A 23453-nucleotide genomic window follows, 5' to 3' on the forward strand; every position below is an offset into this window, starting at 1 on the left:
GGTCATCAGGCGTCATGACGTCACCAATCATTCATCGCGTCACGACGCTTGAACTTGCCGTGCGGCCGATCGTCTGGGCGTTCGCGGAGGAGCGGCGCGCCGAGATCGCCACGCATTTCGCCGAGAAGCAGCGCGAGCGGCCAAAGATCTGGAACGGTCGCGTCCTGCTCGGGCGTGATGCAACGTTCGCGGACGGGCATCTTTCTGCGACCTATTTCGAGACCGATTTCGCGAGCTTCCTCGCCTGGCGCGATTGGGGTTTTCCCGACAAGGCCGTGTTCAACGGTTTTGGCATGGGCGCGTTGCGCGCCTCCGACGGCGCCTTCGTCATGGGTGAGATGGCGCAGCACACCGCCAATGCGGGCCGGATTTATTTCCCGTCCGGTACGCCCGATCTCGAAGACGTCAGGGGCCACACGCTGGACATTCCCGGCAGCGTGATCCGCGAACTCGAGGAAGAGACCGGCCTGACCGCCGCCGACTATCGGGTCGAGCCGGACTGGCACTGCGTCGTCACCGGCCCGACGATTGCGATGTTGCAAATCGTCAACCTGGACATGCCGGGTGATGTGGCGCGTGCGCGGATCGAAGCCAATCTGGCGGACGAGGCCGAGCCAGAGCTCTCGGCCATTCATCTCGTGCGCGGGGTGAGCGATCTCACGCCGTCCATGCCGCGATTTGTCACGGCCTTCGTCGAGCAGCAGTTCGCGTTGCGCTGATGCGCGAGGCTTGACATCGCTGCGCTCAGCCCATGTGATGGGCGAAAATATAAAACCAAAAAGAATGCAATGCACAATCGTCCAGGGGAGGTTTTGATGCGCGTGCGCAGGGCTGCCCGTTTGGTACGTGGGCTGTTGGTCGCGATATCAGCGACGGGCTTGGCGGCGTCCGCCCAGGCTCAGGATCAAGGCAAAGAGAAGAAGATTAAGATCGGCGTCGTTTTCGATTTGACCGGGCCTCTCGCCGGCGGTGGCTCTGAACTCGGCTATATCGGCGCAAAGATCATTCTCGACCATTTCGCCAGGACCGGCGTCGAGGGTTACAAGATCGAAGCGGTCTATGCCGATGCGCAAAGCAAGCCCGACATCGCGATCAACGAATCCGTCCGCCTGCTCGAGCAGGAAAAGGTCGACATGGTGCTCGGCTTCTTCTCCTCGGCGCAATGTGTGCCGGTCGCGGCCCGCGTCGAGCAGCTCAAGAAGTTCATGTGGATGACGACTTGCATCTCGTCGGCCGTGTTCAACGAGAAGGGTTACAAATATGTCTTCCGCCCGCAGGCGAGCGGCGACCAGTTCGGCATGATGACCATGGATTTCATCGCGCAGAATGCCAAGGCGAAGTTCGACAAGGAGCCGAAGGATCTGCGCGTCGCCATCATTCACGAAGACGGCGCCTATGGCGTCGACGTGTCCAGGGGCAACGAGGCCGGCGCGAAGAAGGCGGGATTCAACGTCGTGATGAAGGAAGGCTACTCGGCCACCGCGCCTGACCTCTCCGCGCTGGTGACCAAGTTGAAGCGCGCCAAGCCCGACGTCATTTTCCACACCGGCTACAACCCCGATATCACGCTGTTGCTGCGTCAGGCGCGCGAGCAGGGGCTGAAGTTCGGCGCGCTGATGGGGCACGGCGCGGGTTACGGCGTCTATGAGAAGCTGAAGGAAGGCATGGGGGTGGATGCCACCTACATCTTCAACACCGACCCGATTTCGATCTGGCTTGCCAACCAGAAGACCATGGATCCCAAGCTCCCGCCGGTGATCAAGATGGTCGGCGAGGAGTTCGACAAAATCCGGCCCGGGGTCGCCATCCGCTCGGCGCATGTCGGCATCGGTGCGTCCAACACGTATGTGTTCATGAACGACGTGCTGCCGCGCGCGATCAAGAAGTATGGCGGGGTCGATCCGGATGCGCTGCGCAAGGCTGCGCTCGACACCGATATTCCCGAAGGAGGCACCATGCTCGGATTCGGCGTCAAGTTTTACGGCGAGGGCACGCCGATGGCCGGGCAGAACGAGCGCTCATTCCCGGTCGTGATCCAGTATATCGACGACAAATCCTCCGTGGTGTGGCCCAAGAGTCAGGCGCAGCGCGAGGCCGTGCTGCCGCTGCCGAAGGGCACCACCTACAGCAACCAGTAGCGCCAGGGCGCGCAGAGAGGAGAGCGGGACGGTGCTGGAAGTCAGCGGGCTGGTGAAGCGGTTTGGTGGCTTCACCGCCGTCAACAATGTGTCGTTCAAAGTCGACCAGGGCGAGATCCTCGGCCTGATCGGCCCCAACGGTTCGGGCAAGAGCACGATCTTCAATATGCTCTCGGGCACGCTGGCGCCGACGTCCGGTTCGATCCTGTTCGACGGCTTCGAGATCGCGGGCCTTCCGCCGCACCGGATCATCAACAGCGGCATCGGTCGCACCTTCCAGATCCCGCGGCCATTCCGCCGCCTGACGATCTTCGAGAACGTCGCGCTCGCCGGATTCTACGGCCAGGGCCGCCACAGCCGTGCCAGGGCCGAGGAGGCGGCCGAAAGATCGTTGGCGATGGTCGGCTTGCCGACCGATCGGCATGCCAGCGTCGACGGCCTCGGCGCAGCCGGCCTGAAAAAGCTCGAACTGGCGAAAGCGCTCGCCACCGCGCCAAAACTTCTGCTGGCCGATGAGAGCCTCGGCGGCCTCGACGAGGCCGAGATGGGTCAGGCGGCCGACATGCTGCGCAACATCCGCGACGAGCTCGGCATCACCATCATCTGGGTCGAGCACATCATGGGCGTGCTGATGCGCGTCGTCGATCGCGTCATGGTGCTCGATCACGGCGAGAAGATCTCGGAAGGTTTGCCGAGTGCCGTTGCCGGCGATCCCCGCGTCATCGAGGTCTATCTCGGCACCGATGCCGAGACCACGCAGGCCGCGGCCGCCGCAGCGCGCCGCCGCGCGGGGGTGCAGTGATGTTGGAGCTCCGCGGCGTCAATGCCGGCTATGGTACCTTCCAGGCACTGTTCGACGTCGATCTCGACGTGAGGGCGGGTGAGGCCGTCGGCGTCATCGGTCCCAACGGGGCCGGCAAGACCACCCTGATGCGCGTCATCTCCGGCCTGATCCGCCCCTCGCGCGGCTCGATCAGAATGGAAGCCGTCGACGTCGTGGCCACGCCGCCGCACAAGATCGTCAGCCTCGGGATCGCGCATGTGCCGGAGAACCGGCGGCTGTTTCCGCAGCTCTCGGTCGACGACAATCTCAAGATGGGCGCCTTCATGCAGGAGGCGCGCGGCCACTATGCCGAGCGGCTGGACGTGGTGTTCGAGCTGTTTCCGCGCCTGAAGGAGCGCCGCCACCAGATGGCGGGCACCATGTCCGGCGGCGAGCAGCAGATGTGCGCGATCGGCCGCGCGCTGATGTCGAATCCAAAGCTGCTGCTGCTCGACGAGCCGTCGGCGGGGCTCGCGCCGGTCGTGGTGCAGCAGGTGTTCGAGCTGGTGAAGCGGATCCGCGCCAGCGGGCTGACCGTGCTGATCGTCGAGCAGAATGTGCAGCAGGTGCTGAAAGTGGTCGATCGCGCCTATCTGATCGAGGCGGGTACGATCAGGTCCTCAGGCACCTCGGCCGAGATGCTGGCGAGCGACACGGTCAAGGAAGCGTATCTCGGGGTGTGAGGTTCATGCAGGCATGCAAGCATTTCTGGACATTTTCGACATCTACCTGCTGGAGGCCGTGATCAACGGCATCCTGCTCGGCGGCGTGCTGGCGTTGCTCGCGCTCGGGCTCAATTTGATCTTCGGCGTCATCGACGTGACCTGGATCTGCTACGCAGAGCTGGTGATGATCGGCATGTACGCCATGTACTTCCTGGTGCAGTATTACGGCATCAGCTATTTCGTCGCCGCGCCGCTCACCATCCTGCTGGTCGCGGTGCTCGGCGCGGCGCTACATTACCTCGTGATCGCGCCGCTCCTCACCGCGCCGCCGATCAACCAGTTGCTGGCGACCGGCGGGGTGCTGTTCGTGCTGCAGAGCTTTGCCACCGTCGCCTTCGGCATCGACTTCCGCAACCTCGGCATCCGCCTGCCGGTGCTCGCCTTCGGCGACATGAATTTCAGCTACGCACGACTTCTGTCCTTCCTGGCTGCGCTGGTCGGCATGGTCGCGGTCTATCTGTTCATGACACGGACCTTCACCGGCACCGCGATCCGCGCGATCTCGCAGGACCGGCAGATCATGGCGCTGATGGGCGTCGACACGAAGCGGATCTATATCATCACCTCCGCGATCGGCGGGGGGCTGGCCGGGCTCGCCGCCTGCCTGTTGGTTCTGCAATATGACGTGCATCCCTTCGTCGGCCTGTCGTTCGGTCCGATCACCTTCCTGATCTGCGTGCTCGGGGGCCTCGGCAATTTCATCGGCGGCTTCATCGCCGCCTTCGTGTTCGCCGAGATCATCTCGCTCGGCGGCCTGTTCTCCGATCTCGAATGGGGCTATGTGCTCGCCTTCGCGTTCTTCATCGTCATGATGTTCATCCGGCCCGCGGGCCTGCTCGCGAGGCGCCGATGATGGGGCGGAGACGGCTTGCAGCTTGGGGGATCGGATTGGCGGCGCTGGTCGCGCTGCCTTTCGTCTATCGCGATCCCTATCATCTGCACATCCTGGTGCTGATCCTGATCTGGTCGTTCGCCTATACGTCCTGGTCGATGATGGGGCGGTTCGGCCTCGTCTCGCTCGGCCATGGCGGGTTCATGGGGATCGGCGCCTATGTCACCGCACTACTCTGGAATCACCTGGGCTGGTCGCCCTGGATCGGCATCCCCATCGGCATGGTCGCGGCCGGCGCGCTGGCGCTGATCGTCGGCTATCCCTGTTTTCGCTTCCGCATCACCGGGCACTATTTCGTGCTGGTGACGCTCGCGCTCTCAGGCATCGTGCTCCAGGTCATCACGGCGACGCGCGACTACACCGGCGGCTCGCTCGGCTACACGCCGAACCGGGCCGCGGGCAACAAGCTCTGGTCGCTGCAATTCGACGACAAGATCACCTGGTACCTGATCGCGCTCGGGGTCTGGCTTTTCGGCATCGTGGTCTGGCACTGGGTCGACCGCAGCATGGCCCGCTATGCGCTGGAGGCGATCTCGGAGGACGAGGACGCCGCGGCCGCCGCCGGCGTCGACGTCACCGCGGAGAAGCTGAAGATCACGCTGCTCAGCGCGCTGATGACGGCATTGGCCGGCGCGCTCTACTGCCAGTACCAGATGTTCATCACGCCCGATACCGTCAGTGGCATCGCGGTGTCGCTCCAGATGGTGTTCGCGGCCATCGTCGGCGGCCTGTTCGTCTCGCTCGGCCCGACCTTCGGCGCTATCATCACGATTATGCTGGCCGAGACCCTGCGCATCGGCTTTGGCACCAAGGCGGTCGGCTGGGACAATCTCGTCTACGGTGTGCTGCTGGTGCTGTTCATCATATTCCTTCCGAAGGGCATCCTTGGTAGCTTGCTCGACCGATTGAAGCCGCAACGCAAGGTGCACCGCGCTCATGAGCAAGAAGTCGTCCAAATCGCTCGCCCAGGAACTTGACCGCTACATCACGCCATTCCGCTACGATGGTTCGGGCAAGTTTCATCTCAAGGATCACAAGACCGACGAGAAGGGCGACCTCGACAAGGAGAAGGCGCAGGACATTCTCGATGCCAACAAGAAGCGGCTGATCGCGTTTCAGGAGAAGCTCTACGCCCAGGACCGCTGGTCGGTGCTGATCGTGTTCCAGGCGATGGACGCTGGCGGCAAGGATTCTGCGATCAAGGCGATCTTCGAGGGCATCAATCCGCAGGGCTGCGCAGTCAGTGCCTTTAAGGCGCCGAACAGCAAGGAGCTCGACCACGATTTCCTCTGGCGCCATGCAATCGCGCTGCCGGAGCGCGGGCATATCGGCATCTTTAACCGCTCTCATTACGAGGAATGCCTGGTGACGCGCGTGCATCCGGAGGTCCTCGCCAAGGAGAAGCTGCCGTCAAAGCTCGTCACCAAGAACATCTGGAAGGAGCGGTTCGAGGACATCTGTGCGTGGGAGCGCTATCTCGCGCGCAACGGCACCGTGGTGCTGAAATTCTTCCTCAACCTGTCCAAAGACGAGCAGCGCGAGCGCTTCCTCGACCGGCTGGAGGATCCGTCCAAGCAGTGGAAGTTCTCCATGGACGACATCAAGGAGCGCGCGCTGTGGCCGCGCTACCAGGCGGTCTATCAGGACATCGTCCGGCACACGGCAACGCCTCATGCGCCGTGGTATGTCGTGCCGGCCGACCACAAATGGTTCGCGCGCGTCGTGATCGGGTCGGCCATCGTCGCGGCGCTCGAAAAGCTCGATCTGCGCTTCCCTCGCGCCGACAAGGCCTCGGCGGGTGAATTCGACGAGGTGCGCAAGGCGCTGGAGAAGGAGGAGAAGGCGGGCAAGAAACAAAAAACGCGAAAACAACCCCATGCACAGTAGCCGGGGATAACGAAATCAATGACTTGAAGGTCAGCGCGAGCGCTTGCGGATTTAACGAAATCGTTTGACTCGTCGGGCAAAACAGGGGCATGATGTCATCATCCCCAAATTCCTCAGTACTCGCGTCCACCGGTAGCAGAAGCGTTCTACATTGGCGGGAAGGGCGGCCTCGCAATTCGCCCACTTCTCGCATTTCGCTGCAAGCGAATCCGTCGCAGTCAGATGGAACGCGCCCTCAAATGTGATTTGCGCGCGGTTGATCTTGCTTGACAGTTCTGCGTCACGGGAGGACCATCTCAATGGTCGCAAACAAGCGACGCGCAACGTCCACATCAAGAGCAAGGGGAGGTCTATGACACCACCTCCGCAGATCCAGCCGCGTTAAGTGCGATGGAGCTCGTTCGGACTATCGCATAGCGGCAGAAAACCGCGAACGGCACGCCGGGCCAAGGTTTAGAGGGCTGCATCAGTGTGGCATAGCCCCTACCTGCCCGGCGCTGTATTGTGCATCACATCGATTGCACACCGATCCACGTCGGAGGGCCGTGACGCGGCCGCCGTGCTTTTGACATCGTGCTTCTCTCTTCCTCCTCCTCACGGCCGTCATTCCGGGCCGACTCCCGGAATGACGGAGGGCTGTCGCATATCAGGGCTGTCGCATATGACGTCTGAGCGGCGCCTGAGCGAGCGCCTCGTCCTTCGAGACGCCGCGTTCTGCGGCTCCTCAGGATGAGGCTCAGCTGCATCCACTGCGTTGAAATGTTGCCGCATATTCATCCCTCATCCTGAGGGCTCGCCGCAGGCGGGCGTCTCGAAGAATGGCCGCGGTTGAGCTTCCAGCCGCGTGCCTGCATTCCGATCGCTGCACGTCCTGCCTTGAGACCGCGGTTCCCGTTTCCTGCACCGCGGCAAATGCCAAGAGAATGTCGCCTCATTGGCCAACTTCCGACACAGCGCCCGGGCGAATAGCGTCGATCCGACATGATGCATGTGCTTCGGCGGTGACGGGCCCGACGTCGCCGTCGCATTCATTTTCCCAGGGATCCCTCGTGTCGCATAAGCTTGCCTCCGCGCTTCTCGCCGCGCTCTTGATCGCGATCTCACTCTCTCCTGCGCCCGCGCCGCGCCGCCGACGAGTAGCGCTGCCGCGTTGTCGCCCGATGAGGCCAAGCGCGCGCTGGAAACGCTGCAGGACGACAAGAAGCGCGCGCAGATGATCGACACGCTGCGCGCGATCGCCAATGCGTCCGGTGCACAGCAGCCCGCGCCCGAGCCAAAATCGCCGATCCCGCTCGCGGCCGACGGCCTCGGTGCGCAGCTCATGCTCACCGTGTCCGAGGAAATCGGCGAGATTTCGCGAGACGTTGCCGATATGGCCAGGACGCTCACGCACTTCCCGGCGTTCTATTACTGGATCGTGCGGACCGCGAACGATCCCGCGGCCTACAATCTCCTGATCGAGATCGCCTGGAAGCTTGCGCTGGTGTTCGGCTGCGCCTTCTGCGCCGAATGGGTGATCTTCCGTCTGATCCGCCGCCCCGTCGTGTTCCTGGAAGGGCGCATGCCGCAAACGGCGCGTCTGCCGGTGCAGGTGTTGCCCATTGCCGATCCGCCGTCATCCGTGGCCGATGTCACCCCGGCGCCCGAACTGCACATGCGCCGCCACAGCCTGGCGCGGGCCTGGCAAATCATGCTGCGGCTGCCGCTCGTGCTGGGACGCTTCCTGCTCGAGCTGCTACCCGTGTTGGTCTTTGTCGGCGTCGCCACGGCGCTGCTCGGCACCGAGATCGGGGGGCCCACCACCGTCCGTCTCGTGATCCTCGCCGTCGTCAACGCCTATGCGTTCTCGCGCGGGCTCATCTGTGTGGTCCGTGTGCTGGCGGGACCGTTCGGCTTGTTTCCGGTCAAGGCCGAAACCGCCGCCTATATCGAGATCTGGGCGCGCCGTATCGTCGGTGTCGGCGTCTCCGGCATCGCCTTTGCGAATGTGGCGCTGCTGCTCGGCCTGCATCGCGGCGGCTATGCCGCGCTCCTGCGCATGGTGATGCTGGTCGTGCATCTCTTCATCGTCGTCATCATCCTGCAATGCCGCCGCCAGGTCGCCGAGGCCATCCGCGCGCCGGCCGACCGGCAGGGCATCGCGGCGCGACTGCGCAACCGCATCGCGGGCGGCTGGCACTATCTCGCCATCGCGCTCGACCTCGCGCTGTGGGCCGTGTGGGCGCTGAACATCCGCAACGGCTATTCGTTGCTGCTGCAATATTTCGTCGGCACCATCGCGGTGGCGCTGATCACGCGCGTTGCCATCATGCTGACGCTGGGCCTGATCGACCGCGGCTTCCGCATCAAGCCGGAAATTCTCCAGCGCTTTCCGGGCCTCGAGATCCGCGCCAACCGCTATCTGCCGCTGCTGCGCAAGATCGTATCTGGCGTGATCGCCTTCATCGGCCTGGTGGCCGTGCTCGAAGTCTGGGGCGTGGACGCGATCGTCTGGTTCTATGGCGGCCAGATCGGCAGCCGGCTGATCTCGGCGGTGGTGACGATCGGACTTGCCGTATTCATCGCGGCGGCGATCTGGGAAGCCAGCAACGCGCTGCTGGACCGCCAGATCAATACGCTGTCGCGCGACGGGCACTATGCCCGCGCCGCGCGGCTGCGGACCTTTCAGCCGATGCTGCGGACGGCCTTGCTCTGCGTGATCGCCACCGTCGTCGGCCTCACGGCGCTCAGCGAGATCGGCGTCAACGTCGCGCCGCTGCTGGCGGGCGCCGGCATCGTCGGCATCGCCATCGGCTTCGGCTCGCAGAAGCTGGTGCAGGATCTCATCACCGGCCTGTTCCTGCTGCTGGAGAACACCGTCCAGGTCGGCGACAGCGTCAGCGTGTCCGGGCTATCGGGCGTGGTCGAGAACGTCTCGATCCGCACGATCAGGCTTCGTGCCGGCGACGGTGCCGTGCACATCGTGCCGTTCAGCGCGGTCACGACTATCACCAATGCCAGCCGCGGCGCCGGCAATGCGTCCGTCAGCGTCAACGTCGCCTACAAGGAGGATACCGACCGCGCCGGCCAGATCCTCAAGGACATCGTCGACGAGATGCGCCGCGAGGTGGAATTCCGCAGTCTGATCCGCGGCGATCTCGAGCTCTGGGGCATCGACAAGGTCGACGGCGCCATGGTGTCGATCGTCGGCCAGATCCGCTGCACCGAGGCCGGCCGCTGGCCGGTGCAGCGCGAATTCAACCGCCGCATGAAGCAGCGTTTCCAGCACAACGGCATCGAGGTCGCATCCGCCACCCAGACCATCCTGATGCACATCGCGCCGCCGGCTGATGGCGCCGCTCATCTGACGCCAAGGCGAGCGGTCGGCTAGAGAGTCTGTCCATAAACGTCGGCTTGCCAATCGAAAGCGGAAGTGTCCGACCTTGCGTGTGATCGGCGGCTCGTGATCCAAACCGGAAGTCAGCATGCCAACGATAACTCAGAACAGAGGAGGTGGCGCCTTTTGGCCCCGCCTTGCCCTTAAGTTCGTTTGTGTCCACGCCATGAACGTACTCGCGCGTGTCCTTCAAACGTTTTTCTTGGATGTACGCGCTCCTCAAGTCGATTGTGTCTACCCCAATCGCCGATGACACCCACGGCGCGCGCCATGGGGCAGTCGGGGGGTACCCATTTGCTTGCGTGCTTCCTGCCGTCTGAATGCTTTTTTAAGTCAAAGCAATTGCAGAGATATCGATACCGACGAGGACAGATTCGGTATTTATACTTCCGTCCGGGTTTCTCCTGAACGCGCGCCGTTTGGTTGGCATCATAATCCCTTGAATGTTCTTGTACTCGGACATGTAGTGCGCGGCTGGAGCGCCACCTGCCACGAGTGTGGTATAATCCAAACGAGCGATGAGCCCGTTTTCATCGACGTGGAATATCTGGTCCGGACAGTGAGTTCCAACCTTCTCGGGAAAAGTGATCTTGAGCCGCCGGCGTACCGTGCCTTGGTCGGTCGCCGGGTCTATCTCTTCCGCTTTGGCACTCTCAGTGACAAACATAAATGGAGTATTCAGATAATTCCAAAGTGCATACCCGGTAAAGTAAGCCAGATGCAGCCTATCCCACGTCGTCTGAAGAGTATGTCCTTCAAACGCATTTCTTGGATGTACGCGCTCCTCGATAAGCTTCCCGTCGATTGTCTCTAGCCGAACACGATCCGGTTCGTAGATGCTTTGCACGCCCTCTTCGGTAAAGTGCGTAAAGCAAGTTCGCTGTTCTTTCGTTTGCGCCTTCAATTGAACATTTTCGAAGACACCATCCCATCCCTTTCTAGTCCAGTGCGAACCATGCATCGAGAGGTTCACGTCGATCGCGTTGAATTTTCGCCATCGTTCAAGAGTTCCGTGAGACTCAAGCACCAGATCTAAAAGAGCAGTCATGTGTCCTCCGGTTCGCCCTATTGGAATTAGGGCCATCGCTTTCGATATCGCACTAGCTGCGGTTTCAGGCGCTTAGAATTCAGGGCGCCTGACCGTTGATCATCCATTAGTTGGGTTTCAGAAGGACTTTCCCGCCTTTTTGCGCATGCGCCATGGCCTGAGTTGCCTGCTCGAGCGAATAAACGCCGGCGACCGGAACGTGCAGTTTGCCTTCGGCGATCAGTCGCTCGGCTGTCCGCGTATGAGCCGCAAGCTTTTCGTGTGCATCTCGAAAGCGCGGAAATCCCAGCCAAAACCCTTCCAGGGTCATCTGCTTGAAAATGATGTTCAGAGGACTCATGGCCGCGGGCTTTCCGCTGACGCCGCCATAGACGACCATCTTGGTGTTCGACGCGAGGCAAGACGCTACCGAGTGCGAGGACTCGCCACCCACGCCGTCGATGCCCAGCTTGATTTTAGCCTTGCCGGTCGCCGCTGCGACCTGCTTCACAACGTCGGGTCCATCGACAAGCACGACGTCAGCTCCGGCTGACTTCAGCTCATCCACCAGCTCGGGTCTGCGCACGAGGCTTACCGAGCGCAGTCCGAACTCCTTTGCAAACGCAATGACGCTGCGTCCCACACCGGAATTGCCGGCGTTCTGGATGACCCAGTCGTCCTTGCCGAGTTCGACATACTCGGTTAGGAGCAATGCCGCTGTGAGCGGATTGATCCGAAGCATTGACATCTGTTGGGGATCGGCTTGCTCAGACAAGACGATGAGATCGGTGGCCGGCACCGTGATGGCCTGTCTCCACACGGGAAGCCCGATCGGAATGGCGACACGATCGCCAGTCCTTACATTTTTAACCGAGGCTCCTACGGCGACAACGCGGCCAATAGCTTCGTTCCCGAGCGGCGCGGGCGGCTGCGGCCTGATCGCATACATGCCACGGATCATCAGAAGTTCAGCAAGTCCGATCGCTGAGTATTCGACCGCGACCGTGGCTTCATTTGCTGCCGGCGGTGGGGGTGGATCGCTTTCGACAACTTCAACCACCTCGGTGGGTTTGCCAAACTTAGACATTTGCAGAAACTTCATTGTCCCCTCCGCGAGAGCTGTATGGCTCATTCCGCCAAGTAATCTTACGGTTCCCTGACCGCTCGACGCCAAACCATGCTAAGTTCATATAACGAACTGTCATTAACGTCAACCTGTGTATGAAAAATGAACTCAGAAAAAGCGCATTCGCCCGAGCTGGATCTTCGCTTGATGTTGGAGCTAAAAAACAACTGCTCCATCAAGCGAACGCTCGAGATTGTTGGTGAAACCTGGACCTTGTTGATCTTGCGCGAGGCCTCATGGGGGGTTCGCCGCTTCCAGGACTTTCAAACGTTTTTGGGCATACCAAGAGCGGTGCTGTCTGAGCGCCTGGAAAAACTTGTTGAGTACGGAATCTTTGAAAAAACTCCTTACAAGGAGCCGGGGGCGCGAAAGCGCTATCAATACGAACCCACCAAAGCCGGCATCAAGCTATTGCCTGTGCTGATGGCATTGAGCCAATGGGGAGATGAGCATCTCGGCAAAGGATCTGCCCGCATGATCGACAAAGCGACTCGGGAAGAAGTGTTTCTGAAGGTCGTCAGCAAAAACGGCGACCATGTCCCAGTGGAGCGGGTGCGACCAGTAGTGCGGAGGTAATCACACGTTTGTGGTCAATAATGTTGATCGGCTTGCTGAAAGTAAGAAAGAAGTTCTTGAGCGATTGAGCAGGCGGGGTCCCATCGTGCGATTTGCCGAGCCTGCGGATCATCGGTCGGACACGCGCCAATGAAGCACTAACGCCAGCTGAGCGGGCCCCACGCGATTTCCACACATGGCCCAACTCGGACCTAGGGTGAGGTGCGCCAACGCGGCCGGTATCGGAGGCAGAGTGGACCTCAGACGAAGTGCAGCGCGAGTTTATGAGTACATGTCCTAAGCTGTCCGACATCATTTTCAGCTTGCCTCGGCCCGCGCCGCAGCGTTCACTCCGGCTCCAGCCTGCTGACAACATGCGGGCGACAAAAAGCGTGGGGGAGACTGATGCGGGGGCTGTGGGCCGGATTGCATAATCATGCGATCGTCATTGCTGGGCTGATCGCCTATGGGTTGATCGCGCCGCTAAGCGCCCAGCCGTTTCCGTCGCGGCCGATCACCCTCGTGGTGCCGTTCGCGGCAGGCGGTCCGACCGATACGCTGGCGCGCATCCTGTCCGAACGCATCGCCGCTGAATTGCACACGTCGATCGTGGTGGAGAACATCGCCGGCGCCTCCGGCAGCATCGCCGGCGCCCGCGTCGCGCGCGCAACGCCTGATGGCACCACGATCACGATCGGCCATTGGGGCACGCATGTGCTCAACGGCGCGATCTTCAAGCTGCCATACGACGTGATCGCCGATTTCGAGCCGGTCGCGACGATCGCGATGGGCACGCAGCTCATCGTCGGCCGGAAGACGCTCGAAGCCAACACTCTGAAAGAGATGATCGCGTGGCTGAAGGCCAACCCCGGCAAGGTGACTGCCGGCACGGGGGCCCACGTCGCCGGTGTCTTCTTCAAGGAGAGGACCGGCACCGACTTCCAGTTCGTGCCGTATCGCGGCGCGGGGCCCGCCATGATCGACCTCGTGGCCGGGCAGATCGACATCATGTTCGATCAGGCCTCGAACTCGCTGCCGCACTACAAGAACGGTGCGATCAAGGCGTTCGCGGTGACGTCGCCGACGCGGCTCGCCTCCGCGCCCGACATCCCGACCGTCGACGAGGCGGGGCTGCCCGGTCTCTACATCTCCTACTGGCACGGCATCTGGGCACCGAAGAACACGCCGAAGGAGATCGTCACGAAGCTCAACGCGGCGATCGTCACCGTGCTTGCCGATCCTACCGTCAAGCAGCGGTTTGGCGAATTGGGGCAGGAGATTCCTCCGCCCGATCAGCAGACGCCCGCAGCGCTCGGAGCCTTCCAGAAGGCCGAGACCGAGAAATGGTGGCCGATCGTGAAGGCCGCCGACATCAAGGCGGAATAATACCACTGCCTCATCCTGAGGAGCCCGCGGAGCGGGTGTCTCGAAGGATGCGCCGCAAGCGAGAGCAGGGCCTGCGTGGTTCGCCCGGCGATGCAAAGCATCGTCCGGAGACGCGCGTTCCGCGCTCCTCACCATGAGGAGAACGACAGCCTCGCGGCGTTAACCTTTTCGTGCGCACGACGACCGGTCTGTCACCAAAATCTCGCTGCGGTGCGGGATCACAATCCTTGCCGCAGTTTTCTGCGTCCTTGATCTCAGGTGAGCGCTGGCCGACAATGCCCGCCCTTCAATAAGAAACTCCCTGGGGGAATTCGTGAATAGACCTGCTCGGGTCAGCGCCCATTCGACATCGTCCGATTCCGTGCACGGCATGGCGCTGCTGCGCGATCCCCTGCTCAACAAGGGCACCGCCTTCTCCGCGCAGGAGCGCGACGATCTCGGCCTGCGCGGCCTGCTGCCGCCTTGCGTGCTGACGATGGAGACCCAGGTCGAGCGCGTGCTGGTCAATCTGCGCACGCTGCCGACCGATCTCGAGAAATATGTCGCGCTGAATGCCTTGCACGACCGCAACGAGGCGCTGTTCTTCCGCGTCGTCGTCGACAATATCGACGAGATTCAACCGATCATCTACACGCCGACGGTCGGGCTCGCCTGCCAGAAATACGGCCTGATTTTCCAGCGGCCACGCGGCATGTTCATCTCCTCGCGCGATCGCGGCCAGATCGCCGAGATCCTGAAGAACTGGCCCTATCCGGCCAAGCTGATCGTCGTCACCGATGGCGAGCGCATCCTCGGCCTCGGCGATCTCGGCGCCAACGGAATGGGCATTCCGGTCGGAAAGCTCTCGCTCTATTCCGCGTGCGCCGGCGTGCATCCCGAAACGTGCCTGCCGATCGTGCTCGACGTCGGCACCAACAACGAAGAGCTCCTGAAGGACCCGTATTATCTCGGCCTGCGCGAGCGGCGGCTCACGGGCGAGGCCTATGACAGCTTCGTCGACGAGTTCATGGTCGCCGCGCGAAAGACCTTTCCGGGTGTGCTGATCCAATTCGAGGATTTCGCCAACCACTCGGCGTTCAAGCTGCTGCACAAATACCGCGATGAGGCCTGCGTCTTCAACGACGACATCCAGGGCACGGCTGCGGTGGCGCTCGCCGGCCTGTTTTCGGCGCTGCGCGTCAACGGCGGCAAGCTGAAGGACCAGCGCATCCTGTTCCTCGGCGCCGGCGAGGCCGCGACCGGCATCGCCGATCTCGTGACGTCCGCGATGATGGCGGAAGGTGCCTCTGAAGCCGAGGCGCTTCGGCGCAACTGGCTGGTGGATTCCGCGGCCTCGTCGTTGGCGCCCGCCAAGGCCTGTCCGGTCACAAGCTCCGTTATGCCCATGCCGGTCAGGCGCCGATCGCCGATTTCCTCACCGCGATCAGGACGCTGAAGCCGACCGCCATCATCGGTGTTGCCGCGGTCGGTGGCGCCTTCACGCCCGACGTGCTCAAGGCGATGGCCGAGCTCAACGAGCAGCCGATCGTGTTCGCGCTCTCCAATCCGACTTCGAAGGCCGAATGTTCGGCGGAGGACGCCTACCGCTACACCGGAGGCCGCGCGCTGTTTGCCTGCGGCAGTCCGTATGACCCCGTCAAGCTCAACGGCCGAACCTTCGTGCCGCGCCAGGGCAACAACTCCTACATCTTCCCGGGCGTCGGCCTCGGCGTCATCGCCAGCCGCTCGCGGCTGGTCACGGACGAGATGTTCATGGCGGCCGCCCATACGCTCGCCGATTGCGTCGGCAAGGACGATCTCGCGCAAGGCAGCCTCTACCCGGCGCTGCCGCGCATCCGCGAGGTCTCGGTGCGTATCGCCGCCGCCGTCGCCGATGTCGCCTTTCAGCGCGGGCTCGCGGACGGACCCGCGCCGAACGACGTGAAGGGACTGGTTCAGTCCCAGATGTACGAGCCGCAGTACTGAGGCCTCCGCCTCGTCATGGCCGGGCATAGCCGTCCGAAGGACGGCGTCGCTTCCGCTCGCCTATGTCCCGGCCATCCACGCCTCGCCGGATGGTACGAAGAACGTGGATGCCCGGGACAAGCCCGGGCCCGACGACCGCTTGAAGCAAGCCACGTTAGGTCAGCACAGCGATACCATTTCAGGTAGAAACCCGGTTGCGCGGCGCGGCCGTATATGCGACGCTCTGTAGCGTTACAAGAAATTCGAAATCAAGGTAAGCCGCCATGGACGATCGTTTGCCCGAACTGGGCGACCTCGAGCACGAGGTCATGCAACTGGTTTGGGCCCATGGTCCTGTGACGGCCGAAATTGTGCGTGAGAAGCTGTCGCGTCGGCTGAAGGAATCGACAGTCCGCACGGTGCTGCGCCGGCTGGAAGAAAAGGGCTATGCTCGGCACACGGTGGACGGACGCACCTATGTCTACCACGCAGCCGAAGAGCGCGCGCGGGTTGCGGCCAAGGCGGTGCAGCGCATCGTCGACTGGTTTTGCAACGGCTCGATGGAGGAGGTCCTCGTCGGCATGGTCGACAATGCGATGCTCGATCAGCAGCAGTTGCGCACACTGGCCGACCAGGTGGCCAAGGCGAAGAAGGCGAGGGGAGTGAAGAAAGAATGATCGCAACTCTGGCGGAGGCGGCGCTGCGCTCCCTTGTGCTGGGAGGCGTCGTCTGGTTCGGCCTCAACCTGTTTCGCGTGCGCAATCCGCACGTCCACATGACGGCGTGGGTCGTCGTGCTGCTGGCGTCGCTGGCGATGCCGTTCGTGATGCATTGGCCGACGGTCACGATCACCCGGCTGCCATCGCCGGTATCGGTGCCGGCTGATGTCATGCCGGCTGATATCTCGACGTTCGAGATGCCGCAGCCCATGCAGCCGATGACGCCCGGCGCGGCAATTGTTCCGCCGTCGAAGAGCGGCGTCTCAATCAATTGGTGGCTGATCGCTACCGTCATCCATGCCGGCGTCGCCAGCCTGTTGCTGCTGCGGCTGGCCATCGGCCTCTGTCTGACCTGGCGCCTCGCGCGCGCGGCAAGGCCGATCAACGGTCCGCGCATGGTCGACGCCGATGTGCGCGTCAGCCGCGACGTCGGCGGTCCCGTCACGTTTGGCTCGACCATTCTGGTGCCGCCGCAATTTTCCGGCTGGGACGCCAAGAAGCGCCTCGCGGTGCTCGCGCATGAGGGCGCGCATGTCGCCAACCGCGATTTCTATATACTCCTGCTCGCCTCCCTCAATCGCGCGGTGTTCTGGTTCAGCCCGTTCTCGTGGTGGCAGCTCGCGCGTCTGGCCGAACTTGCCGAGATCATCAGCGACGCCGAGGCCATCGAGGTGATCGACGACCGGCTGTCCTATGCGGAAATCCTGCTTGATTTTGCAAGCACGGTAAACCCGCGGCCGGTCGAGCTCGCGATGGCGCGGGCCTCGACCGTGCGCGCCCGCGTCGAGCGCATCATCGCGGCCGCCGCGATGCCCGTCGCGGTCGGCTGGCGCAAGCGGGCGTGGATCGCGGCTGCGATCGTCCCGGCCGTGATCGTGTCCGCCGGCATGATCGCCTATCGCACGCCGCAGCCTGCGCCGCTCGCCGCGGATAGTGGAGAGGTGCCGGCCCAGCATTACCGCCCCTTCGTCAATTTCTACGCCATGGGTCCGACCTCGGTGTTCGCGATCTTCCGCGACGGCGACGAGGTCTACGGCCAGCTCACCGGGCAGCGCAAATTGCGCCTGACGGTCGGCACTGACGGCATCGCATCCTACCCCGCCTCGTCCGGTGAGATCACGTTCCCGCTCGATGCGGAGCGCCGCTCCGCCGAGCTGATGCTGCGCATGAATGGACGCGACATCCGCGCACTTCGCGTTGCCGAGATGCCGACGGCGGCCACCGATTCCGGATCACTCGATCAATATGTGGGCTGGTACAGGATCGCACCGAACCGCGTGCTCACGGTGGACCGCGACGGGGATCGGCTCCAGGTGCAGGAAACCGTACAGGGCCGGGCTGCGCTCCTCGCTGAGGGGGCCGACGCCTTCTCGATCCGTGGCGACAATCTGCTGGTTTTCCTGCGCGACGAGCAGGCCAGGGTCTCGCGCGTGCTGGTCCAGAACGCGGTGTTCGGCGCCCGCCTCGCACCGCGGATCGATGCGGCCGCGGCGCAGGCGATCGAGGCCGACTTCGCGCGTCGCGTTGCGGAAGTCCCCGATCGTTTCCGCGAGCAGGTCCCGGTTTCCGGCGGCAAGGAGATGATCCTGCGCGGGATCGAGGATCTGCGCAGCGGCACGCCGAACTACGACCGGATGAGCGCACCGCTCGCCGCCAAGGTCCACCGCCAGGTCGACGAGTTGCACGCGAGCTTCGTCGCCCTCGGTCCGGTGGAGTCGCTGTTCTTCCGCGGCGTCGGACCGGGCGGCTACGACATCTATGGTGCGAAATTCAAGAACGGCACGGCGGAATTCCGCCTGCTGCTCGAGCCAGACGGCAAGGCCGGCGACGTCATCTTCCGGGCCGACGGCAACGACGAGCTCGGCGGCATCGTCACGTGCGCCGAGGAGGCGAATGTGCGCGGCCGCGCCGGCACTTCGCCGATCCGGATCATGGTCTACAACGAGATGGGCGAGGACATCCGCGTCTTCAATCTCGATGCCGACGGCAATCGCAAGGCCCAGAGCGTGGTCAGGCCCAACATGAGCTGGGCGGCCACGACCACGGTGAACAATCCCTGGGTGATCGCCGACAAGTCCGGACGGTGCCTCGAGGTGCTGATGCCGGGCCGGCAGACGCGCTTCCACAATGTCGAGGCTTCCAACATGGGCGCGAAGCCGGGGCGCGCCGCCCGCCGCGCCGTTCCGATCGCCAATGGCGAGGATATGCTGCGCCGCTATATCGCTGATGTCGGCAAGGGCCAGCCGGACTACGAGCACATGACGTCGGAAGTCGCCGACATCACGCGGCAGCAGCTTCCGTTCGACCAGGCGATCCTGGCGAAGCTCGGCGCGCTGCGTGCGGTCTCGTTCCGCGGCGTCACCGCGCTCGACAGCGACATCTACATCGCCCAGTTCGCCAACGGCTCGGCGGAATGGCGGATCGGCGTCAGGAACGGCACGATCACCAAGATCGCGCTCGGGCCGAATTTCTAGGAGCGTTGCGGCCGTCCATCAGTCACGCCGGATGGGCGGCTCGCGATATCGGACGGGACCTCGCAATCTCTGCTTGCGGGCCAGCACCGCAAATGCTACGATCTGTAACATTACGGTTCGTAGCTTTTTGCGGCGTGCCGCTGGCAGGCTCGAGAAAATCAGGCGTTCGCGATGACCAATTCCGCAAAGGCCGAAGCTGTGCTGGCGCTTCATCGCTTCGGGATGGGGCCGCGACCGGGATCGATCGCCGCCGTCGGCACCGACCCGCGCGGCGCACTGATCGCCGATCTCGACCGGCCGCTCACGCTGACCGCCGCCGCCGTCCTTCCCACCAGCGCAAAGGCCTATCGCACCGTTGCCGACGCCAATGCGCGGCGCGCGGCTAGGGCCAAGCAGGCGCAGCAGCAGGCCAAGAGGCAGCAGACGGCGTCCGCGCCGACAATGTCGGAAGACCAGACGCAAGGGCAGGGTGCGGACAAGGACGCCGCCGAGATGGCGGCCAAGCAGGCGGCCGAGGCCGTGCCCGATCCCGGGCGTCCGATCTATTTGCAGGAAGCCAAGCTGCGCACGGAAGCCGCGCTTGCCGCCGAGATCGGCTTCGCCGAGCGGCTGGTGTGGTTCTGGTCCAACCATTTCTGCATCTCGGCCAACAAGATCCAGAGCATGTCCGGCGCCTATGAGCGCGAAGCCGTTCGCGCCAATATGCTCGGCCGCTTCGTCGATCTCCTGTTGGCCGTCGAGGGCCATCCGGCGATGCTGTTCTATCTCGACAACCTCGGCTCGATGGGTGCGAACTCGATCGCCGGCATCAACCGCAGCCGCGGCCTCAACGAGAACATCGCGCGCGAGATCATGGAGCTGCATACGCTCGGCGTGCGCGCCGGCTACACCCAGGACGACGTCATCAGCTTCGCCAATGTGTTGACGGGATGGACGCTGGTGCCGCCCGGCGACAATCCCGAGCACGGTGGCGAGTTCACCTTCAATCCGCGGCTGCACGAGCCCGGCGGGCAAACCGTGCTCGGCAAGCGCTACGAGCAGGAGGATGCCGAGCAGGGCCGCGCGGTGCTGCGCGATCTCGCCGCGCATCCGGCGACCGCAACCCATATCGCGACCAAGCTCGCGCGCCATTTCGTCGCCGACGAGCCGCCGCCTGTGCTGATCGAGCAGATGGCGAAGACTTTTCGCGACACCGAGGGCGATCTTAAGCAGGTCGCGATCGCGATGGTGTCCTCGGACGAGGCCTGGCGCCGGCCGCCGTCGAAGCTCAAGCGCCCCAGCGAGTGGGGCGTTGGCATGGTGCGCGCGACCGGCGCCACGACGGTCGATCCAGTCCGCTTCACCGGCGGGTTGGAGCTGCTCGGCGAGGCGCTGTGGCGTCCATCCGCGCCCAAGGGCTATCCGGACGACGAGGCGAGCTGGATCGACGGCGTCGGCCGGCGGCTCGACATCGCCAACAATTTTGCCGAGCGCCTCGCCGGTACGGCTGATCCGCAGGCGATCATCGAGGACGTCTTCGCATCGGAGATATCACCCGAGGTGAAGCAGGCCGTCGGCCGCGCCGAGAGCCGGCAGCAGGCGCTCGCGCTGTTGTTCATGTCGGCGGATTTCCAGAGGAGGTGACCATGGGCTTTGACCATCATCTGCCCACGCGGCGCGAGCTTCTGGTCGGCTCCGGCGCGCTGTTCGCGTGGAGCCAGATGCCGCGGATCGCGCGTGCCGAAGGGCGCGATCCGCGCCTGCTGGTCATTGTGCTGCGCGGCGCGCTCGACGGCCTTGGCGCGGTTGCGCCGGTCGGCGATCCCGACTGGATCTCCTTGCGCGGCGATCGTGCGCTGGTGCTGGACGGCAAGCCGCCCGCGCTGCCGCTCGATGCCTTCTTCGCGCTCAATCCGGCGATGCCGAATCTGCATCGGCTCTACAAGAGCGGCAAGGCTGCGATCGTCCATGCCGCCGCGACGCCCTATCGCGAGCGTTCGCATTTCGACGGCCAGGACGTGCTGGAAAGCGGGCTCGTCAAGCCGGGCATGACCAGCTCGGGATGGCTCAACCGCGCGCTGCTCGCGCTGGAATCCAGCGGGCGTGTCGACCCGCGCGGCAGCCGCGCGCTCGGCATCGGCTCCGTGACGCCGCTGGTGGTGCGCGGTTCGGCGCCCGTCATGACATGGGTGCCGCAGAGATTGTTGCCGGCGAGCGAGGACACGCAGAACCGCCTGCTCGATCTCTACCAGCACACCGATCCGAAGCTTGCGACCGTGCTCCAGGCCCGCATGAGGCTCGCTTCGCTCGGCGGCGCACCAGGCGCGGGCGATCCGATGTCCGACGATCCGACCTTGCCGCCGCCCGGCATCGCGCGCGTGCGCGCCTATTTCGCCGAAGCCGCCGGCACGGCCGCGCGCTATCTCGCCAAGCCCGACGGTCCGCGTGTCGGCGCCATGGGCTTCGTCGGCTGGGATACGCACATCGCCGAGGGCGCGGCCTCGGGCCAGCTCTACAATCTGCTCGGTGCGCTCGACGGCGCCTTTGCCGCGATCGAGAGCAATATGGGCGAAGCGTGGCGCGAAACAGCCGTGGCCGTTGTCACCGAGTTCGGGCGAACCGCGCGCATCAACGGTACGCAGGGTACCGACCACGGCACGGGCACGGTCGCTTTCCTGATCGGCGGCGGGCTCAACGGTGGTCGCGTGATCGCGGACTGGCCCGGTCTGAAGCCGGCGCAACTCTTCGAGGATCGCGATCTCAAGCCGACCACGGATTTGCGCGCGGTGCTGAAAGGCCTGTTGAGGGATCATCTGCGCGTCGAGGAGAAGGTGCTCGCAGAAGCCGTCTTCCCGGGCAGCGCCGACGTCAAACCGATGGGAGGCCTCGTCGGCTGACGACGCGGCTCTCGCAACCGGATCGGGTTCATGATGTGCACGCTGACACAACGGGAGCTCGACTTTCTCGCCAGCTTGAAGACCGGCTGGCAGCGGCTCTATCGGCGCGAGCTCGCGCGGCTCTCGAGGAGCGGCGCCGAACCTGACGAGGTTCCGCCGGAGACGCGCCCGATCTGGCGCGTCGTATCGGACTTATCCCACGAGCCTGTCTCGATTCAGGACAAGCCAGTGTGGTGGAATCGCCACAGCTAACCCGAAACGGCTGCGGCCTCAGGCGCGCTTTCGTTCCGACAAGGTTCTGCCCTCATTGCCCACCGAAACTCGGGGCCATTCGGAGGGCGCATCATGTCTTGCTTTGCACGTGCCGAAAATGCCCGGATTTCGCCGGCAAGCCTGTGCCGGATCCTGCTCGCCACCATCGGCGCGGCGTCGCTTGCGGCGTGTGCGCAATCGCCGGTCGGCCGCCAGAAGGCCGATCTCGGCACCCACCGCCAGGCCGCTGTCGAACGACCGCACAGGGTGGCGGCGCTGCATCCGCGTCCGATCAGCCGGGCGCGCATCCCCGACGGTGATGCAAAGCAGAGCGTCTCCCACGGCGTCGCCAGTTTCTATTCGGACACGGAGACGGCGAGCGGCGAGAGGTTCGACAAGAACGAATTGACCGCGGCCCATCCCAGCCTGCCGTTCGGCACCAAGCTGCGCGTCACCGATGTCTCATCCGGCCGCTTCGTCACCGTCAGGATCAACGATCGCGGGCCGTATGTTCGCGGACGCGTGGTCGACGTCTCTCCCTCCGCGGCGGAGGCGCTCGGCATGGTCGACAAGGGTGTCACCAATGTCCGGCTCGACGTGGTGCAATAATTTGCGGCTGCATCGATCCGAAGCGCTGTGCTTAACCGGCTGTTAGCCGCCTCAAGCCACCATGGATACCCAATCATTCGGGACTAGATCTAAGCTCTTGGGAGGCGGCGTTTGACCACGATCCAGTATCTCGAAGATCAGGCCGCACGCGCCGAGCGGCTGGCCAAACGGATCACGGATACATTGACGATCGAAAAGCTCCTGACCTTCGCGCACGAACGCCGCCGCGAGATCGAGGTCATCGCCGGCAAGTACCGGCGCGCCTGATTCTCATCCCCATGCGCGCTCAGCTGTGGCTTTCGACGAAGTCGCTGAGATAGTCCGGCAGCGTCATGCCATCAATGTCACAGCGCGCCCGGATCTCGCCGGCGACATCGGTCGAGATGTCCTTCATCCAGTGCTCCAGCGTGTTGAACGAGATGACCTTGATGGGGTCGTTGAAGCAGCCAGCGACGAGCTCGCCGATCGTGGCGTCGAGATCGCTTCGCTCGACGCGAATTTCGGTCGCCTTGTCGAGGCGGTCGATCACCACGAACAGGGTCTGGTCTGCGCCATAGGGCACGACAGGGGCTGGCACGCCGGCTTCAAGCATGTGAGGCACTCACGCCTTCGCTTCCGATCACCATCAACGGGAAAAACCGGCA

20 protein-coding genes and 1 pseudogene are annotated in these 23453 nt (G+C 63.6%); 18 read left to right on the plus strand and 3 right to left on the minus strand.

The window, feature by feature from the left end:
* Window positions 1-14 precede the first annotated feature (14 nt).
* The 8 genes from AB3L03_RS26890 (at window position 15) to AB3L03_RS26925 (ending at window position 9835) form a co-directional block, all read left to right on the plus strand.
* Window positions 15-719 (plus strand): hypothetical protein, encoded by a 705-nt coding sequence (locus AB3L03_RS26890; RefSeq protein WP_018454354.1) that lies wholly within the window; start codon window positions 15-17, stop codon window positions 717-719.
* A gap of 96 nt (window positions 720-815) precedes the next feature.
* Window positions 816-2138, plus strand: coding sequence for an ABC transporter substrate-binding protein (locus tag AB3L03_RS26895; protein ID WP_368507274.1), 1323 nt, complete (start codon window positions 816-818; stop codon window positions 2136-2138).
* A gap of 31 nt (window positions 2139-2169) precedes the next feature.
* Complete coding sequence (locus tag AB3L03_RS26900) at window positions 2170-2940, plus strand: ABC transporter ATP-binding protein (protein WP_368507275.1); 771 nt, start codon at window positions 2170-2172, stop codon at window positions 2938-2940.
* Complete coding sequence (locus tag AB3L03_RS26905; RefSeq protein WP_368507276.1) at window positions 2940-3644, plus strand: ABC transporter ATP-binding protein; 705 nt, start codon at window positions 2940-2942, stop codon at window positions 3642-3644. Before AB3L03_RS26900 ends, AB3L03_RS26905 begins: the two co-directional genes overlap by 1 nt.
* 13 nt (window positions 3645-3657) lie before the next feature.
* Window positions 3658-4539 (plus strand): branched-chain amino acid ABC transporter permease, encoded by an 882-nt coding sequence (locus tag AB3L03_RS26910; RefSeq protein ID WP_368507277.1) that lies wholly within the window; start codon window positions 3658-3660, stop codon window positions 4537-4539.
* Window positions 4536-5555 (plus strand): branched-chain amino acid ABC transporter permease, encoded by a 1020-nt coding sequence (locus AB3L03_RS26915; protein ID WP_368507278.1) that lies wholly within the window; start codon window positions 4536-4538, stop codon window positions 5553-5555. The genes AB3L03_RS26910 and AB3L03_RS26915 overlap by 4 nt, the downstream gene beginning before the upstream one ends.
* The gene (locus tag AB3L03_RS26920; RefSeq protein WP_368507279.1) at window positions 5515-6465 is read left to right on the plus strand and encodes a polyphosphate kinase 2 family protein; all 951 of its coding nucleotides are present in this window, start codon (window positions 5515-5517) and stop codon (window positions 6463-6465) included. The genes AB3L03_RS26915 and AB3L03_RS26920 overlap by 41 nt, the downstream gene beginning before the upstream one ends.
* Before the next feature lie 1150 nt (window positions 6466-7615).
* On the plus strand, window positions 7616-9835 hold the full coding sequence (locus AB3L03_RS26925) for a mechanosensitive ion channel domain-containing protein (protein ID WP_368507280.1): 2220 nt from the start codon (window positions 7616-7618) through the stop codon (window positions 9833-9835).
* Between the two features lie 334 nt (window positions 9836-10169).
* Here the strand turns inward: AB3L03_RS26925 and AB3L03_RS26930 are convergent, their stop codons facing one another.
* Complete coding sequence (locus AB3L03_RS26930; RefSeq protein WP_018454362.1) at window positions 10170-10889, minus strand: hypothetical protein; 720 nt, start codon at window positions 10887-10889, stop codon at window positions 10170-10172.
* Between the two features lie 106 nt (window positions 10890-10995).
* Complete coding sequence (locus AB3L03_RS26935) at window positions 10996-11970, minus strand: zinc-dependent alcohol dehydrogenase family protein (RefSeq protein ID WP_018454363.1); 975 nt, start codon at window positions 11968-11970, stop codon at window positions 10996-10998.
* A 126-nt stretch (window positions 11971-12096) separates the two neighbouring features.
* On the opposite strand from AB3L03_RS26935, the gene AB3L03_RS26940 reads away from it, so the two are divergent.
* From AB3L03_RS26940 to AB3L03_RS26985, 10 genes and pseudogenes are all read left to right on the plus strand, one after another.
* Window positions 12097-12570 carry a helix-turn-helix domain-containing protein gene (locus tag AB3L03_RS26940; RefSeq protein ID WP_018454364.1) on the plus strand — a complete coding sequence of 158 codons (474 nt, stop codon included), beginning with the start codon at window positions 12097-12099 and terminating at the stop codon, window positions 12568-12570.
* A 384-nt stretch (window positions 12571-12954) separates the two neighbouring features.
* Window positions 12955-13935, plus strand: coding sequence for a tripartite tricarboxylate transporter substrate-binding protein (locus AB3L03_RS26945; RefSeq protein WP_368507281.1), 981 nt, complete (start codon window positions 12955-12957; stop codon window positions 13933-13935).
* A gap of 370 nt (window positions 13936-14305) precedes the next feature.
* Window positions 14306-15900: pseudogene (locus AB3L03_RS26950) on the plus strand (NAD-dependent malic enzyme).
* A gap of 263 nt (window positions 15901-16163) precedes the next feature.
* On the plus strand, window positions 16164-16556 hold the full coding sequence (locus tag AB3L03_RS26955) for a BlaI/MecI/CopY family transcriptional regulator (RefSeq protein ID WP_018457458.1): 393 nt from the start codon (window positions 16164-16166) through the stop codon (window positions 16554-16556).
* Window positions 16553-19072 (plus strand): M56 family metallopeptidase, encoded by a 2520-nt coding sequence (locus tag AB3L03_RS26960; protein WP_368507282.1) that lies wholly within the window; start codon window positions 16553-16555, stop codon window positions 19070-19072. The genes AB3L03_RS26955 and AB3L03_RS26960 overlap by 4 nt, the downstream gene beginning before the upstream one ends.
* Before the next feature lie 171 nt (window positions 19073-19243).
* Window positions 19244-20695 (plus strand): DUF1800 family protein, encoded by a 1452-nt coding sequence (locus AB3L03_RS26965; RefSeq protein WP_368507283.1) that lies wholly within the window; start codon window positions 19244-19246, stop codon window positions 20693-20695.
* Between the two features lie 2 nt (window positions 20696-20697).
* Entirely contained in the window at window positions 20698-21948 is a 1251-nt protein-coding gene (locus AB3L03_RS26970) for a DUF1501 domain-containing protein (RefSeq protein ID WP_085350240.1), read from the plus strand.
* A gap of 30 nt (window positions 21949-21978) precedes the next feature.
* A complete protein-coding gene (locus AB3L03_RS26975; RefSeq protein WP_368507284.1) occupies window positions 21979-22200 on the plus strand; it encodes a hypothetical protein in 222 nt (73 codons plus the stop codon).
* Window positions 22201-22293: 93 nt separating this feature from the next.
* A complete protein-coding gene (locus AB3L03_RS26980; RefSeq protein WP_085385139.1) occupies window positions 22294-22809 on the plus strand; it encodes a septal ring lytic transglycosylase RlpA family protein in 516 nt (171 codons plus the stop codon).
* 111 nt (window positions 22810-22920) lie between these two features.
* A complete protein-coding gene (locus AB3L03_RS26985) occupies window positions 22921-23076 on the plus strand; it encodes a hypothetical protein (protein WP_018457464.1) in 156 nt (51 codons plus the stop codon).
* A 19-nt stretch (window positions 23077-23095) separates the two neighbouring features.
* Here the strand turns inward: AB3L03_RS26985 and AB3L03_RS26990 are convergent, their stop codons facing one another.
* The gene (locus AB3L03_RS26990; protein ID WP_018457465.1) at window positions 23096-23401 is read right to left on the minus strand and encodes a hypothetical protein; all 306 of its coding nucleotides are present in this window, start codon (window positions 23399-23401) and stop codon (window positions 23096-23098) included.
* Window positions 23402-23453 lie beyond the last annotated feature (52 nt).

Origin of the sequence: Bradyrhizobium lupini (assembly GCF_040939785.1) — a bacterium.
GTDB classification, from domain to species: domain Bacteria; phylum Pseudomonadota; class Alphaproteobacteria; order Rhizobiales; family Xanthobacteraceae; genus Bradyrhizobium; species Bradyrhizobium canariense_D.